The organism is Janthinobacterium psychrotolerans (assembly GCF_001677885.1).
GTDB lineage: Bacteria > Pseudomonadota > Gammaproteobacteria > Burkholderiales > Burkholderiaceae_D > Janthinobacterium > Janthinobacterium psychrotolerans.
Map to the genome: position 1 here is coordinate 354,277 of NZ_LOCQ01000058.1, position 16,283 is coordinate 370,559.

The 16,283-nt window shown below is 62.4% G+C and carries 15 protein-coding genes; 2 read left to right on the plus strand and 13 right to left on the minus strand.

What is annotated here, in order from left to right; all coding sequences use genetic code 11:
• Positions 1 to 194: 194 nt before the first annotated feature.
• Positions 195 to 1,541 carry a sigma-54 dependent transcriptional regulator gene (locus ASR47_RS18485; RefSeq protein WP_065309235.1) on the minus strand — a complete coding sequence of 449 codons (1,347 nt, stop codon included), beginning with the start codon at positions 1,539 to 1,541 and terminating at the stop codon, positions 195 to 197.
• Between the two features lie 261 nt (positions 1,542 to 1,802).
• Here ASR47_RS18485 and ASR47_RS18490 point away from each other — a divergent pair, with 261 nt between their 5' ends.
• Positions 1,803 to 2,411, plus strand: coding sequence for a 1-acyl-sn-glycerol-3-phosphate acyltransferase (locus ASR47_RS18490; protein ID WP_065309236.1), 609 nt, complete (start codon positions 1,803 to 1,805; stop codon positions 2,409 to 2,411).
• A gap of 4 nt (positions 2,412 to 2,415) precedes the next feature.
• Here ASR47_RS18490 and ASR47_RS18495 read toward each other — a convergent pair whose 3' ends face one another.
• The 12 genes from ASR47_RS18495 to ASR47_RS27640 form a co-directional block, all read right to left on the minus strand.
• Positions 2,416 to 2,976: a HupE/UreJ family protein gene (locus tag ASR47_RS18495; RefSeq protein ID WP_065309237.1), complete on the minus strand. Its 561-nt coding sequence runs from the start codon at positions 2,974 to 2,976 to the stop codon at positions 2,416 to 2,418.
• Positions 2,973 to 3,611 (minus strand): urease accessory protein UreG, encoded by a 639-nt coding sequence (gene ureG / locus ASR47_RS18500; RefSeq protein ID WP_065309238.1) that lies wholly within the window; start codon positions 3,609 to 3,611, stop codon positions 2,973 to 2,975. Before ureG ends, ASR47_RS18495 begins: the two co-directional genes overlap by 4 nt.
• A 22-nt stretch (positions 3,612 to 3,633) precedes the next feature.
• Positions 3,634 to 4,314 carry an urease accessory protein UreF gene (locus ASR47_RS18505; RefSeq protein ID WP_065309239.1) on the minus strand — a complete coding sequence of 227 codons (681 nt, stop codon included), beginning with the start codon at positions 4,312 to 4,314 and terminating at the stop codon, positions 3,634 to 3,636.
• On the minus strand, positions 4,314 to 4,826 hold the full coding sequence (gene ureE, locus ASR47_RS18510; protein WP_065309240.1) for an urease accessory protein UreE: 513 nt from the start codon (positions 4,824 to 4,826) through the stop codon (positions 4,314 to 4,316). Before ureE ends, ASR47_RS18505 begins: the two co-directional genes overlap by 1 nt.
• Before the next feature lie 11 nt (positions 4,827 to 4,837).
• Positions 4,838 to 6,538 (minus strand): urease subunit alpha, encoded by a 1,701-nt coding sequence (gene ureC / locus ASR47_RS18515; protein WP_065309241.1) that lies wholly within the window; start codon positions 6,536 to 6,538, stop codon positions 4,838 to 4,840.
• 1 nt (position 6,539) lies between these two features.
• Positions 6,540 to 6,869 (minus strand): urease subunit beta, encoded by a 330-nt coding sequence (locus ASR47_RS18520; RefSeq protein WP_065309242.1) that lies wholly within the window; start codon positions 6,867 to 6,869, stop codon positions 6,540 to 6,542.
• Between the two features lie 30 nt (positions 6,870 to 6,899).
• On the minus strand, positions 6,900 to 7,202 hold the full coding sequence (locus ASR47_RS18525) for an urease subunit gamma (RefSeq protein ID WP_065309243.1): 303 nt from the start codon (positions 7,200 to 7,202) through the stop codon (positions 6,900 to 6,902).
• A 17-nt stretch (positions 7,203 to 7,219) separates the two neighbouring features.
• Positions 7,220 to 8,089 carry an urease accessory protein UreD gene (locus tag ASR47_RS18530; protein WP_065309244.1) on the minus strand — a complete coding sequence of 290 codons (870 nt, stop codon included), beginning with the start codon at positions 8,087 to 8,089 and terminating at the stop codon, positions 7,220 to 7,222.
• A gap of 263 nt (positions 8,090 to 8,352) precedes the next feature.
• Positions 8,353 to 10,533, minus strand: a complete 2,181-nt coding sequence (locus ASR47_RS18535; RefSeq protein WP_065309289.1) for a peptidase domain-containing ABC transporter — start codon at positions 10,531 to 10,533, stop codon at positions 8,353 to 8,355.
• A gap of 14 nt (positions 10,534 to 10,547) precedes the next feature.
• On the minus strand, positions 10,548 to 11,822 hold the full coding sequence (locus ASR47_RS18540) for an HlyD family secretion protein (RefSeq protein WP_065309245.1): 1,275 nt from the start codon (positions 11,820 to 11,822) through the stop codon (positions 10,548 to 10,550).
• A gap of 10 nt (positions 11,823 to 11,832) precedes the next feature.
• On the minus strand, positions 11,833 to 15,036 hold the full coding sequence (locus ASR47_RS18545) for a lantibiotic dehydratase (protein ID WP_065309246.1): 3,204 nt from the start codon (positions 15,034 to 15,036) through the stop codon (positions 11,833 to 11,835).
• A gap of 97 nt (positions 15,037 to 15,133) precedes the next feature.
• Positions 15,134 to 15,460: a hypothetical protein gene (locus tag ASR47_RS27640; protein WP_065309247.1), complete on the minus strand. Its 327-nt coding sequence runs from the start codon at positions 15,458 to 15,460 to the stop codon at positions 15,134 to 15,136.
• Between the two features lie 441 nt (positions 15,461 to 15,901).
• Here ASR47_RS27640 and ASR47_RS18555 point away from each other — a divergent pair.
• The coding region (locus ASR47_RS18555) for an IS21 family transposase (protein WP_483790118.1) at positions 15,902 to 16,283 on the plus strand (382 nt) is incomplete at its 3' end.

Consider the following 16,283-nt stretch of genomic DNA (forward strand, 5'->3'; position numbering starts at 1 on the left):
CGGCGCACTGCGGGCCGGCGCGGCCTTTATGCGCCCCGCTCGCAGCGCAACTGTCACGCCTATGAGACAGCAGGCAAGCGGGCGGCGGTATCAATTTGAGATAATTTACTTTAAAATCAATGGCTTGCAGTCATATCACGGCTCACCACTGTTGACTCAATCATGTGACGTTGGCGCCCGGATGTGACATCGCATCAGCACTTGATATTGAGTTTCTTGATCAGCCGGTACAAGGTCATGCGCGACACGCCCAGCTCGCGCGCGGCCTGGCTGATATTGCGCCCTGAGCGCAGCAGGCTGGCCTGCACGGCGTCGCGGTCGGCGCGCAGGCGCATGCCGCCCAGCGCCGGCTGGCCGCCCTCGCCCTGGCCACCGGCGGCCAGGCCCAGGTCCTGCGGCACGATCAGGCGGCCTTCGGCCATCACCATGGCGCGCCGCACCCGGTTGATCAGCTCGCGCACATTGCCCGGCCAGCCGTGGTCCAGCATGGCCTGCGCGGCGGCGCTGCTGAAGCCCTTCACCAGCGGCGAGCGTTCCGTCAGGTAGGTAGAAAAAAAATGGTTGGCCAGCAGCAGCAGGTCTTCCTTGCGCTCGCGCAGCGGCGGCACATCGAGCGCCAGCACATTGAGGCGGTAATACAGGTCTTCACGGAAGTTGCCTTGCTGTACCGCGTGCAGCAGATTCACATGTGAGGCGGCAATCACGCGCGCGTCGACGGTGATGCTGTGCGCGGCGCCCACGCGGTGGATGGTTTTTTCCTGCAAGAAGCGCAGCAGATTGGTTTGCAAGGCCAGCGGCAAATCGCCTATCTCGTCGAGAAACACGGTGCCGCCGGCGGCCGACTCGATCAGGCCGCGCTTGTCGCGCGCCGCGCCTGTAAAGGCGCCGCGCTCATGGCCGAACAGTTCCGACTGCGCCAGGCCGGCCGGAATCGCGCCGCAATTGATCGGCACGAAGGGCCCGGCCGCGCGCGGCGAGTGCGCATGGATGGCTTGCGCAGCCAGTTCCTTGCCGCTGCCGGACTCGCCCCAGATCAGCACCGGCGCGCTGGCGCCGGCCACCTTGCGAATCTGGCGCCGCAAGCGCTCGACGGCCGCACCCTGCCCTTTCAGGCCCATGTCCGCTTGCGCCGCGTCAGGTCCGGGCTCGGCCAGCTCGCGCAGCGCCGCCCAGCCATGGGCGTGGCCCAGCGTATGGCGCAAGCGCACCATGTCGAGCGGCAAGGTGTGATAGTCGTAGCAATGATCGCGCACCAGGCGGCGGCAGGCGGCGCTCTGCAATATACGCGGCGGAAACACGGCGATCCAGTGCGTCGCCCAGTGCTGCTGCAGGAAACAGTCGATGTCGTCCAGCCCATCGAGCGAGGACATCAGCAGGCCCACCGTAAACGCCTGGCTGCGCAGGGCGCGCGCCGCGGCCGCCAGCGTCTTGACCGGATGCACCTGCCAGCCGTGCCAGGCCGCGTCCAGCCCGCGCGCGCCAGCCTCGCGCAAAAAACCATTGCCTCCCAGATCGATGCACAGCAGTTGTTTTGTCGACATTCCGCCTCCGTTTTACCTGTCATTCCGGTAAGACAGCGGCCAGCGCATTTGGTGCGGCGGCGTCCGCATCGATGCACAAAAAAACAACAGGCATGGGGCAAGCAAGGCAACCCGGCCTCTCCCGAGTCAGATGCACAGTCCGCTTTGCTTGTCGGGCGCGGCCCGTGCGGATAGAATGCCTGCGCGGTTTTTTGCTGTGAAGAAACTATGCGCACGCAAGGATTTCAGGCAAACACACAGACCACCCAGACAAGGACAGCGATGGAAGACCACTTTGTACAGCCGCACGATTTGCCCACCTGGCGCCGCCGCAGCGCCTTGCGCGTGTTGAACCTGTTCGGCTGGCGCCTGCGCTTTCGCCCCCTGCCCGGCCCGCGCGGCATCGTGGTGGTCTATCCGCATACGTCGAACTGGGATTTCCCGATCGGTCTGTTCGGCAAATGGGCGCTGGACCTGCCGTTTCGCTGGCTGGCGAAAGACTCGCTGTTCCGTGGCCCGACCGGCAAACTCATGCGCTACCTGGGTGGCGAGCCGGTCGACCGCAGCACCACCAGCGGCACCATAGAGCGCCAGGCCGAACGCATGCTGGCCGCCGACTGGTACTGGCTGGCCATTACGCCCGAAGCGACGCGCAGCTACCGCCCGAACTGGCGCAGCGGCTTTTATCACCTGGCGCTGGCGGCCAAGGTGCCGCTGGTGCTGGTGTATATCGACTACCCGAGCAAGGTGCTCGGCGTGGTCGACCATTTATACCTGACGGGCGACAAGGAGGCCGACATGGCGGCGATTGCCGCCGTGTATGCCGGGCACCAGGGACTGCACCCTGAAAATGCCGCGCCTGTGGTCCTGTCGGAAAAACGTCCGGGTTGAACCGTTAGTTCATTCCCATCAGCACCAGGCCAGCCGCCGTCATGGCCGCGCCCGACACACGCACGACGCGCTCGGCCATCACCTGGCCGGCAAAGCGCCCCGTCATCAGCAGGATGGCGGAGGCCAGCATGAAGCCGAAGGCGGCCGACGCCGCCGGCAACTCATGGCCATGCGCATTGCCATGCGCGACAGCAAAAATCCCCACCAGGCTCACGCCCAGCCAGTTCGGCAACGCCAGCGCCAGCGCGATGGCCATGCCGGTCAGCGCGACGGTGGCGGCGATGCCCATCTCCAGGCCCGGAATACCGAGCCCGGCCATGCCGGCCAGCGCACCGAGCAGCATCATGCCGAGAAACGTGGCCGGCTGCGCCAGGCTGCGCCGCTGCTGGCCGCCCCAGATGCCCACGCCCAGCATCGCCAGCAGATGGTCGAGCCCGGTAAACGGATGGGCCAGGCCGGCCAGGAAGCCGGCCGTTTCAGCGTGGCCAGGATGGGCCATGGCCGGCAGCGCCAGCACGGACAAGCTGGCCAGCACGGCGATATGCTTCAGGGAACGGACAGTCATTGCATCTCCTTGCCTTGTTGATCGAGCAAACCTTGCTCGCGGATAAAATCGATCACGGCCTGCACGCCGTCGCCGCTGCGCAGGTTGGTCATTACAAACGGCCGGCTGCCGCGCTGCTGTCTGGCGTCGCGCGCCATCACGTCCAGGTCCGCGCCCACATGGGGCGCCAGGTCGGTCTTGTTGATGATGAGCAAGTCCGAACGCGTGATGCCGGGGCCGCCCTTGCGCGGAATCTTTTCGCCGCCGGCCACGTCGATCACATAGATCGTCAGGTCCGACAGTTCCGGGCTGAAGGTGGCGGCCAGGTTGTCGCCGCCCGATTCGACCAGGATCAGGTCGAGGTTGGGAAAATCGGCCTGCATGCGCGCGATCGCTTCCAGGTTGATCGAGGCGTCCTCGCGGATCGCCGTGTGCGGGCAGCCGCCCGTCTCCACGCCCATCAGGCGCTCGGCCGGCAAGGCGTCGGCGCGCAGCAAAATTTCCATGTCCTCCTTGGTATAGATGTCATTCGTGATGACAGCCATGTCGTAGCGTTCGCGCATGCCCTTGCACAGCATTTCGCACAGGGCCGTCTTGCCCGAGCCGACCGGCCCGCCGATGCCGACGCGCAGCGGATTGGAGGTAACAGATGTCATGGTAAGTCTCTCGTGGTAGTGTTCATGATCGGTACAGCCGGCTGTACTGCACTTCATGCCGCATCGACAGCAGCGACAGGCCAGGCGTCCAGTTGCCCATTTCGTCGTCTTGCAAGGTTTGCGCCGTGACGGCCGCCGCTTCCAGTTCGGCCCGCAGCGACAGCAGCAAACGCTGCCCCGCCACCTGCCCCAGCGGCACCGATTTGACGCACACCAGCACCTGGTTTTCGGCCCAGGCAAACAGCATCGCCAGCAAGGCTTGCTCGCGCGGTATCCGCAGCGCCGCCACCGCGCAGGCATACGCGGTCGGCAGCGCCACTTCCGGCTCGCTTTGCAACATGGTCATCAGCGCGCCGTCGGCCACCCCCAGTTCGCCCAGGAGTTTGGTTAGCGAATAGCCCATCTGGATGGTCTCGGCGCGAAACTCCGCCGTATCGCGCGAAGCGATAAAACGCTCGCTCCAGCGCCGCACGCTGTCAAAGTCCTGCTGTTCGAAGGCTTGCATCAAGCGCCAGCACAAAGGCGCTTCCCAGCGCGCCACCACGCCAGCCAGGTGCTCGGCGATCCAGTGGCGGGCGCTGGCCGCATCGCGCACGGCACCGCTCTCGAGCGCCGCTTCGAGCCCCTGTGAATAGCTGTAGGCGCCGATCGGCAGGGCCGGGCTGGCGAACTGCAGCAGGTGCAGCAGCGCGGACGCCTGCATCAGGCGGCGTCGCCGGGACGGTGGATCTTCTGGCGCAACGGCACCGGCGCGAGCAGATGCTGGCCATGCTCATGGTGGCCATGGCCGCCGCCGTAGGCGCCCGCCTCCGGTTCGAACGGTGCGCTTTCTTCCGTCACGCTCGCCTGCAGGCCTTCGAGCATTTCCTTCAAGACCGGGTCCTTGCGGATGCGCAGGAAGCCGTCGCCCACCTGCGCCTGCGTGTGGCGATTGCCAAGGTGGAAAGCGCAGCGCAGCAAGGTATGCGCGTCCGCGCAGCGCACCAGATAGGTCGGCTCGCGCGCGGCGACGATCTGCACCACGCGGCCGTCCGGCCCCGTCATCAGTTCGCCGTCGCGCAGCACCGTGCCGCGCACGGTAAAGACTGCCGCTTCCTCGCCGGTCGACAAGGTGGCGCGCAGCCGGCATTTTTCGCGCTGGTCATACGGCAGCACTAGTTGGGCGATCACGGGACGGCCATCGTCCGCCGCCAGTTTGGTATGCAAGGTAAGCATGTGTCTCCTGCTTAAAATAGAAAATAGCGCTGCGCCATCGGCAGGCTGACAGCCGCTTCGCACACCAGCAGCTGGCCGTCGGCGCGCACGGCGTAGGTCTCGGGGTCGACTTCCATGTGCGGCGTGGCGCTGTTATGGATCATGTCGCGCTTGCGCAGGCCGCGCATGTTTTTCACCGCAATCACGGATTTGTTCAGTTTCAGCTGATGGCCGATATCGAGGTCGTAGGCCGCCTGCGACACAAACGTAAACGACTTTTTCAGGCCGCCGCCAAAGGCGCCGAACATCATGCGGTAGTGCACCGGCTGCGGCGTCGGAATCGACGCGTTCGGGTCGCCCATCTGCGCCGCCGCGATCATGCCGCCCTTTAAGATCATCGACGGCTTGACGCCGAAAAAGGCCGGCTTCCACAGCACGATGTCGGCGATCTTGCCCGGCTCGAGCGAGCCCACCACATGCGAGATGCCGTGCGTGATGGCCGGGTTGATGGTGTACTTGGCGATATAGCGCTTGACGCGGAAATTGTCGTTGCGGTTGCCATCGGGCGCCAGCGCGCCGCGCTGCACCTTCATCTTGTGCGCCGTCTGCCAGGTGCGCATGATCACCTCGCCGACCCTGCCCATCGCCTGCGAATCGGACGACATCATGGAAATGGCGCCCAGGTCGTGCAGGATATCTTCGGCGGCGATCGTCTCGCGGCGGATGCGCGACTCGGCAAAGGCCACGTCTTCGGCAATCGCCGGATCGAGGTGGTGGCACACCATCAGCATGTCGAGGTGTTCGTCGAGCGTGTTGACGGTAAACGGGCGGGTCGGATTGGTCGACGACGGCAGCACGTTGGCTTGCCCGACGGCGGCGATAATGTCCGGCGCGTGGCCGCCGCCCGCCCCTTCCGTATGGAAGGTGTGGATGGTGCGGTCCTTGAAAGCGGCCAGGGTATGCTCCAGGAAGCCGCCTTCGTTGAGGGTGTCGCTGTGCAGCGCCACCTGGATATCCATGCGCTCGGCCACGGACAGGCAGTTGTCGATGGCGGCCGGGGTACTGCCCCAGTCTTCATGCAATTTGAGGCCGATGGCACCGGCGCGCACCTGTTCTTCCAAAGGCGTGGGCAGGCTCACATTGCCTTTGCCCATGAAGCCCAGGTTCATCGGGAAGGCGTCGGCCGCCGCCAGCATCGAATGCAAATGCCACGGCCCCGGCGTGCAGGTGGTGGCGGCGGTGCCGACGGCCGGCCCGGTGCCGCCACCCAGCATGGTGGTCACGCCGCTCATCAGCGCTTCCTCGATCTGCTGCGGGCAGATGAAGTGGATGTGGGTGTCAACCCCGCCGGCCGTGACGATCATGCCTTCGCCGGCGATGATCTCGGTGGCGCCGCCAATCGCCAGGGTCACGCCAGGCTGGATGTCGGGATTGCCCGCCTTGCCGATGCCAAAAATCAAACCGTTTTTCAGGCCGATATCGGCCTTGACGATGCCCCAGTGGTCGACGATGACGGCGTTGGTAATCACGGTGTCCATCACCTCGGCCGCATTGCGCTGCGACTGGCCCATGCCGTCGCGGATCACCTTGCCGCCGCCGAATTTCACCTCTTCGCCATAGATGGCGTAATCGTGTTCGACTTCGATGAACAATTCCGTGTCGGCCAGGCGGATGCGGTCGCCCTTGGTCGGACCGTACATTTCGGCATAGGCGCTGCGGGGAATACTGGCCATCTCAATCCTTTCCGGGTGGAGTATCTTTCAATTCGCCCATGACTTCGCCGTTGAAGCCGAACACCTTGCGCTCGCCGGCCAGCGCCACCAGTTCCACCGTGCGCTGCTGGCCCGGTTCGAAGCGCACGGCGGTGCCGGCGGCGATATTGAGGCGCATGCCATAGGCGCGCCAGCGCTCGAACGACAGCGCCGGGTTGACTTCGAAAAAATGAAAATGCGAGCCGACCTGTATCGGCCGGTCGCCGCGATTGGCCACCACCACGGTGGCCGTGGTACGGCCCGTGTTGATGCTGATTTCGCCTTCTTCCAATCTGTATTCGCCTGGGATCATGTCCGGCTCCTGTAAAAATGCTGGGGTGGCTTACGGTATCGGGTTGTGCACGGTCACGAGCTTGCTGCCATCGGGGAACGTCGCCTCGACCTGGATATCGGGGATCATTTCGGCGATGCCGTCCATCACGTCGTCGCGCGTGAGGATACGCGCGCCGTCCGACATCAGTTGCGCCACCGGCTTGCCGTCGCGCGCGCCTTCCATGATGGCCGCGCTGATCAGCGCCACCGCTTCCGGATAATTGAGTTTCAGGCCGCGCGCCAGGCGCCGCTCGGCCAGCAGCGAGGCCGTAAAAATGAGCAGCTTGTCTTTTTCGCGAGGTGTCAGATCCATGGTTGTCCTTTGTAGGTTCAGGTATTCCAGATGCGGGGCACCGCCGCCGCGCGCCCCAGCAGGGCCGGGCGCAGCAACTGCCATGCGGCCAGCATCACGCGGCGCGCCGCCTCGCTGTCGTCGCACAGCAGGCGCACCACCAGCACCGATTTCATTTGCGTCGCGCCAAACTGCGCGCCCTCGGGCACGGCCAGTGCGCGCAGGGCCGCCAGCACTTGTGCCGGCAACTGCGCACCAACCGCCAGCAAGGTGGCGCATACGCTGTGGCCGGCCATGCCCAGCGCGCCTTGCATCAAGGGCCCGCCGGCGGCTAGCGCGCCCTGCTCCCACCACAGCAGCTTGCCGCCGCGGCGGATCTGCGTATGCTGGCTGATGCTGCCCGTATTGAACGATTCGCCCGAGGCACTGCGGCCCAGGCAGACGATGTCGAGGCCGAGGTAACTGGCGTCTTGCGCCAGCTCGACTTCATGGCGCAGGCGCACGCAAGCCTGGTCAAAGAAAATGCTCTCCTGCGGCAGCCATTCGATGGCCGCGCCGGCGCCCGCGCGCAGCACGATATGCTGGCCCGAGACATGGCCGTTGGCGCGGTACCACTTGGCCGCGCCGGGAGAAGTGAGCAAGGCGTGCGCGCCATCGCCGACGCTGGCGTCGACCGCCAGCTGGTCGCCGCCGACCACGCCACCTGGCGGGTGCACGATGATGGCGTGGCAAACCGCGCCGCCTTCCGGATACAGCGGCTTTTGCACCCGCAGCGGCCCGCTGTGGCGGCGTTCGACCAGGCGGCTGACGTCGCCATGCAGGGCAAAGCCCAGCGTCAGCTGCGCCTGCCACGGCCCGTGGGAGGGCTCGGCAACTGTCGAAAGGGTGGCGTTAGTGCAGTCGGGCATGGCGATGGTCAGTGCACAAGCAAATAAGCATGGTCAAAGCACGATACGTGCCAATGCCTGAACTGGCAGTGGGTGGGAGACAGTGACAATGATGCACCGCCGCGTGGCAGGCGCACCATTATGGTGCATTTTCTGGACGCGATGCACCCAGGCCGGTGCCAGTTCTGCACGGGGGATCGTCGCTCCCACTTGTTCGCCTACAGCAAACACGTCCTTTCGTATAACATACTTTCGCGTTGTTTTCGGCTTTCAAAAAACAAGCGTCAGCTCGCTGCGATCTGAATCTGTTCCTGCGAATGGTTCGCGCCACCGCCCACCATCGCCATGCTGGGCGTACCGGTATCGCGAACAATGCGGCCATCGCCGATGGTGATCACTCGCTTGGCGGTCGCAATGGTTTCCTGACGGTGCGCGATGATGATGCGGGTAATGTTCAGCGATTCCACTAGTTGATTCACCATCTGTTCGCGGCCGACGTCCAAGTGGCTGGTAGCCTCGTCCAGTAGCAGGATTCGCGGCCGCTTGTACAGAGCGCGTGCTAGCAGCACACGTTGTTTCTGTCCGCCCGACAACACCGTTCCCATATCGCCGACCAGGGTGTTATAGCCCATTGGCATGGCAGCAATCTCTTGGCTGATGCTGGCCATCTCGGCGCAGCGATGTATCCACTTCTGATCGGGACGGGGATCGAAAAAACAGATGTTGTCAGCGATCGAACCGGCAAACAGCACATCGTCTTGCAGCACCGTACCCACCATATTGCGCAGTGCGGCCACGCCCGTGTTGGTGATGCTGACGCCATCGACCAGCACTTCTCCTTCGGTTGGCGCCAAGACGCCCAGCAACAAATTTAGCAAGGTGGTTTTGCCGCAACCTGAAGGACCTGTGATGGCCACCGATTCGCCTGGTTCGATACGCAGGTTAATGCCCTTTAGCACCATAGGCTCGTGCTCGGCATAGCGATAGGTCAGACCAAGCACTTCGACCAGCGGCGGCGCACCCTCTTCCGGTTCGCCCAGCAGGCTGTCCTTGGTCAGCTCCGGTTCGGTCCAGACGATGTCGGTTAAGCGCTCGCCGTGTAACTGCAGCATCTTCACCTCGAAATACTTGTCGATCAGCGAACCGACCCGGCTGTCGAACTGGCCCTTGTATGAATTGAACGCCATCAGCGCGCCGACACTGAATGCACCGTCCAGCACATAGCGCGTGCCCAGCCACATCGTGATCAGATTCTCGGCACCAAACAGCAGACCGTTGAGCTGGCGGTACAGCATCTGCAGCTTCTGCGTACGCAGGTCCGCGTTGGTCTGGTCCACCACCAGGCTGAGCCAAGAAGCACGGCGGATGTCCTGCCGGCCGAACAGCTTGATGGTCTTGATCCCGCGCACCGTTTCCAGAAAATGGCTTTGCTGTTTGGCTGCAAAGATGATTTGCTCGCTGGTGGCGTTACGCAGCGGTGAATACCACATCCAGCGGCTCAGCGCGTACAAGCACATCACAGTTACCGCCACCATGCCGAGCGTGGTGCTGTAACGGAACATCATCAGCAGGGTAATCAGTGTCATCAAGCCGTCCAGAACGGCTTCAATGAAGGACGTGGTCAGGGTACGCTGGATCTGGTCCACCGATCCGAAGCGCGACACGATGTCGCCAATGTGGCGTTTTTCGAAATATTCCACCGGCAGGTTGACCAGGTGCGAAAATACATTCGCGCGCCACTGGATATTCAGCGACGTGCCCATGTAGATAACACACCAGGTGCGCACGGCCCCCACTGCCTGCTGCAGCAGCATCAGCAGCGCGAAGCCAATTACCAGCGTGGTCAGCAAATCGCCATTGTTACTGACCACGACATCGTCGATCAGCCACTGCATGAACAGTGGACTGACGATGGCAAACACTTCCAGCACCAGCGCCAACACAATGATCTGCGCAAACGCCGCATACAAGCCGCTGACATTACCCATCAGCGCACGCAGCCGGATGGTCGGCTTTTGCTGCTGCTGCTCGAATCCCGCATCTGGCCATAGCTCCAGCGCCACACCGGAAAAGGCACGCGACACATCGGCAAAGGACAGCTTGCGCACACCGCGGGCCGGGTCGTGGATCACCACCGCATTGCGGTCAACCCGCTTGAGTACCACGAAGTGGTTCAGATTCCAGTGGAGAATGCACGGCAGCCGCAATTGCTGCAAGTCTTCCAGGTCGAGCTTTACGGGACGGCTGGCCAGCCCCACTTCCTTGGCGATCTGGACCAGGCTGGTCAGGCTGATGCCTTTCAGCGACACGGAAAAGCGCTGGCGCAATGCGCGGGGATCAACCTGGTTGCCGTGGTACGCGGCGATCATGGCAACGCAAGCCAGCCCGCACTCGGCCGCTTCGATCTGCAGAATCGCCGGCAGTTGCCGTCTGAAGCCGAACGAAATTCCATCAAGAATAGACATGGCACTGTGCTCGCTCAAAGTTTGCCGGTTAGGCTATACAAAGGTTCCATCGCCCATTCAAACAGGGTTCTGGTCTGCTGCAAGATGTCGGCATCGAACGCCATGCCAGCCTGGAGCTGCTGCGGCTGGCCGTATGCCATGATGGTTTGCGCATCGATCGCCACCGTGATTTTGTAGAGCGAGTCGGTGGACTTTGCCGAACTCAATCCAGGCAGGTTGCCGGACTCGACGATTTCAGACACTGGTATCGCCGCTTTGGAGATCGATTGCACCAAGCCCTTGGCGTGACCGAATTTCTGATATGGATAGGCTTCATAGCGGATCGATGCCGTATCGCCCGGCTTGACGAAACCAATGGCGCTGCTGGGGGCATACAGGACTGCCTGCAGTTTCGCGCCGGCCGGAATTATGCTGACCAGCGGCTTGTTTACCTCGACCGTCTGGCCCACATCCACGTTGACGCCGGAAGCAATGCCATCCTGTAGCGCCGCGATCATGATGGAACGCTTGCCTTCGCTCTCGGTGTACTCTTCCTCAGTGCTGGCAATGTTGCGCTCGATTTGCAGCAAGGCATTTTGCTGGCGCAGCGCGATCGACGACAGTTCCGTATTTTGCGTCGTCCATTCGCGCACTGTGCTGATCTTGTCGCGCTCCAGGCTTTGCAGCCGGGTTTGCTGATCCAGCAACTCTCCCTGTTTCTGCTGCAGTTGTTCCTGCGCCACGAAGCCCTGCGCCACCAGCCCTTGGTAGCGGGTAACCGTCTGGTTGGCCAGAGAAACGCGGCTGCGCTGGCCACCGATCAGGCTATCGAGCTTAGCCACTTCGTCAGCCAAGCTGGCCACCTTGCGCGACAATGCGCTGCGGTCCTCGCTTTGCAATTGACGGGTCTTGCTGGCTTCTTCGCGCAACAATTGCTGGCGCAGGCCAACCTGGCGACTGATCGATTCCTGCACGCCTCGGGTACTGGCGTCCTGGCGATCACTGGACAGGACATACAGCACATCGCCACGCTTGACCGCCTGGCCCTCTGCCACCCGTTTTTCCAGCACCACGCCATGCTGGGTCGCGTAAATCTTGACCAACCCCGTGTCAGGCAACAACTGCCCCGACACGGTGACACGCTTGGTGTAGCCGGCGCAAAACAGGAATGTCAGAATAGTGATGCCAACCAGCGCTGCCAAGCTGGTCAGTAGCACGGCCGAATTCGAGCGGGCGATGATGATATCGCCCATCCAGCTGACTTGGCGGGCCTTGAAGATTTCCGGTCGAAACAGGGTTTCCGGTTCCATGGTCCGCCCTCTACGCAGCGCTGGCCAGCTTGCGCTGGCGCGAACGCCGGCTTTCCAGGATGCGCACCATGAAGTCGTACAGCACCACTTCATGGCGGCGCTGATCCGTGGCGATCACGCGATTGCAATGCATATGAATCAGGCTGCCGATGATGTCCTGCAGCGTTGCCGTCAACTCGCCCTGCTCCGACCAGGCACGCAGCTGGGCGGCGCTGGTGCGCGCCTGCTGCACCAGTTGCTGCGCTAGCGATGCAAACTGGTGCTGCGCGCCGCCGAAGAAATAGGCTTCGATCTGCTTGCGGTAGCTGCGGTACTTCGCACCCAGCTGGATCTTCTGCGGCGCCCTGATCGAGAACTCGCTCTTGAACGATACGCTCATGTGCTCCATCAGCGACAGCGCCTCGGCCGGCTCCAGCGCGAACGCCTGCAACCACGCTTCGATACCCAGCAGCGCGATCAGCCAACGCTCATGCGGCGCCAGCTCCCGCTGCGCCTGGGCCAAGGCGCGGGTGACCAATGCCGTGTCGAGAGCAAACAGCTGCTCCGCCAGCGGCGCGGCCTGCCTACCGCCATAGCGCAGCGTTTCCTGTTCATAGGTATCGATCACCACTTTGTTGCACGACTGGTTATCGATCGCCGGCTGCAGCGCAGCACTCATGCGCTGCATCACCTGCGCGCGGTTGGCCGCCACTGCGGCGTGGAAGCGCACGCGCAGATGGGTTTTCGGATCAGCGTAGCGAATGTAGAACCAGCGATCGATCAGGCCTTCGCGTTCGGCCGCTTCCAGCACCGGTGCAACCACACCCAGCAGCAGATCGTCCGCTTCCAGCGGACCGCAGTACAGCTTGAAGTAGGTCCAGGCACTGCCTGGTGGGTAAACCGCATTTCGGGTCTGCGCGCGCGCCGGTAGCGAAGAGATCTGGGCGGGTTCGACAGCGTGCGGGGTGGCGGGCGCCATCACGAACGGGAGCACCACCTCACTGTTGAAGATGGCATCTTCACCGGCCTGATTCAGTGCTATGCACTCGGACAGTTCCCAGCGCGCGCTCTTGCCGATTTCTTCCAGCAGCATGGCCACCAGCACCGGATTATACAAATCGATGGGCAGTGAATTATCGCCGGCATCCAGTGTGACGAAGCGCGGAAGTTCATGCCGGGCGATCCAATCGCGCATGGATTCCTCATCGCCGGCCGCCACCATCAGCAGTTCGCGGTCCCGCCCGTCGAAACGCCACTTGGCGCTGGCCCACACGGTGTTGGCATATACCACGCGCGGCGTGCGGCGCAGCGCGTCAAACACGTCGCTCCACCGGAATGGGCCCAAGGCCGGACGGTCCTGGTTTTGCAACTGGCACAGGAACTGGTAGACATCCAGATTGCCCCGGCCATACCAGTGCGCAGTCGACATGCGCGGCAGAATATCCTGGTTGAGGCGGCGTGAGCGCAGTTTGTACTGACCGTTTTCCAGCCGCACCGTCAAATCGGACAGGCGGATCTGGCGCTCGGCGGGCGCTTCGCTGGCGCCGCTAATGACGATTTCGTAGTCGCGCAGAGCGGGACGCGAGACGATGTTGTTGAGGCGGATCTGAGCATCGTGAATGATTTCCGCGTACACCCCATGCGGTTCCTGTTGCTGCTGCTTTTTCAGCATGGTACGCACGCACGCCAGTAACTCGTCGTCGAAGGAAGTGAAGCGGCCCAGCATTTCCACACCGGAGCGGCCCGCCAGCATCTGGATAACGTATTTCGGTGCATTGTCGACATCCTGGTGCAACAGCATGGCTTGTATGAACAGGCCCTCGGGAATCGGCGGCACGCGCGGACTGTGGCGCCGTACCACGTTCAAATCTTGCTCGGTGATATCAATGGTGTTCAGTCCGGCGCGCTGGCACAGCTCCAGTTTGTTGATGAGCAGTTTGTCCACCATGCTGCTGCGATAGGTATTGCCACTGACGTAAGTCGGCATATGGATGCCATCGAGCAGCGGCGACATTGCCCTGGTCTGGGTCGGGAAGGGAATGCCGTGCTCGGAATGCAGCGCCAGGTCGAGTGGTACTTCCTGGTCGGAAAAGCGTTCTTGGAACAGACGTTTGTGGTCGGAAAATACTTCCGATGGTTCCGACAGCAGGCGTGTCAAGGCCTGTGCCGACGCGGTCAGCTCGGCCACCTGGGCTTCCGACAGTGTAGGCACAAAACGACGCTGGCAATCCACCTGGAACAGCACTCTTGGGACATCTTTCCGCCCGCCTTGGGGGAATAGCGTCTGCTGGGTTTGCCGGTAGCCGGACACCAGGCTGTCAAGCGGCATGGCCGCTGCCTGCGCACGCAGCGACTGCAAAGCACTTACTGCGCTTTGCGTGTGGCCCTGCTGGCCGAACTGTTGCAGTTGCTGGTGCAGGCTGAGCAACCGACGGCCTCCGCTGATCGGCACACCAAGCGGCGATACCAGCAATTGGCTGTCGATCAGCTCGCTCGCATAAGCGTGCGCTTCCTCTCTGCTGACATCAAAGCGCCGGGCCAGCAGTTCGGTAAGTTCCCCAAGGGAGACTCCTTGTTCGGCTGCCGACAATGCCAGCTCCAGCTCTTCGCTTTGCTCGACCGCCGACAGCACATAGGTCTTGCGATCATTGGTCATTTTTGCTTCGGCGCAATAATATTTTTGCGCGTAGCGGTTCAGGTTCGGGTTCGGACGGTAGCTGACCTTGTCGCGCGTGACGGGATCGGCATTGGCTTGCTCTAGCAATCGGGATTCAAAGCCGAAGTCGTAGTGGATATGGCGTACGACCGGCGCGCTAGCGATGCCTGAAAGGTCGGTGGCGCCCGCCACCCGGCCGGTCGATACGGTGGAAAACATGCCGTAGGGCGTGCAGCGGAAGGATGCGCGGGCCAGATAGCGCGACAGCGCGGTCACTAGCTTATCGGTACTGCTGTCTTTTTTCAGGCCCGGCGCCAGAAAGGTCTTGCCTCCCAGCGTCAGCGCCGGCCGCATCGGTTCAGCACTGGATGCGGGCGCTGCTTCATACTCTTCCAAGCGGTCGTAAAGCGAGCGCGATGCCAGATACAACGCCTCCCTCAACAACGGCGATTTAAAGGCAGCAAATACATAAGTGGTGCGGTCGTCGGCCTGCGCCCAGCGCTTGATCACCTCCATGCCCAGCAACGGGGTGCGCAAATGGAAGAAACCTTGATGCGTGAGTTGGTTCTTGTCTTTCATGGAGATATCCTTGCATTACTGATATAAGTGCAGATGACAGTTGCCAAAAAAGCGGACGGCGCCATCCGCTCTTCTAGTGCCTCACAATACCCAGTGCTTACCTGCCAGGGCAAGTATAGGAACCCGGGTTCGGACAAGTGTTACTTGCCGGCGCTGGGCAGGTGTTGGTCGGTGCTGGCGCGCCGCAGCCAAAGCAGCTGTTGCAACTGGTGGTGCAAACGGCGCTCTCGAAGATGCCAGCGCCGCCGCCCATGTCGCCGCCGCCGTCGCCGCCGCCGTCGCTGCCACTGCCGCCGCTGCCACCGCCGTCACCTGTATCTACTTCTTCTTCGCCGCCGGCGACATAGGTCATTTCGGCGGCGGTCAGTTCACGCAGGCTCGATTTGGTCAGGCCCAGTTTTTTACGCTTGATCAGTTGTTCCATGTTTGCTCCTTATTGATGTAAATAGGCAAATGATTCGATACAGCGTTGTTTCCCTCTTGTCACTAGCTCATTGTTCCTCCTCTCCTTATTAACGGTTTTCGGTCAAACCAGTAAAAACGGCATGTCCCACAGCCCCGGCGTCTGCACGTCCAGGTAGGCCAGCGCACAGCCAATACGGCCTTCGAGGTGGGTATTCCGGACGAACGTGACCAGTGATTCCGGCATCGTGACCAGCCATTCCGTTTGAACGTGACCGCCCATTCCGGGCGAACGTGACCGATTTCGGGCATTGTCCGGAATCAGCGGTCACGATACCGGAATCGCTGGTCACGATGCCGGAATGGTGTTGTACAGCGCAGTGATGACGTTACGCATTTTGCAACCGAACGGGTAGGCTCCCAGCTTTTGACTGGAGATGGCGTGCCCGCACCGAGGATCAATATGCGTAAAATTAAGGACGTACTACGACTCAAACTTGACGCCAAATTGTCGCACCAGCAGATTGCCAATGCACTTGGCCTGTCTAAAGGTGTGGTCACGAAGTACGCCGGCCTGGCTGCGGCAGCTGGCCTGGACTGGCTCACTGTACAAAGCATGGACGAGGCGGCACTGGAGCGGCGCCTGCTGGTCGGCGCCCAAAAGGCGAGTGACTATGTGCAGCCCGATTATGGCCGCCTGCACCAGGAACTGCGCCGTAAGGGCATGACGTTGATGCTGCTGTGGGAGGAGCACCGCGCCGACTATGCCGATCGCCAGACCTACGGCTACACGCAGTTCTGCGAAAACTACCGCCGCTTCGCCAGGCAGCTCAAGCGCTCGATGC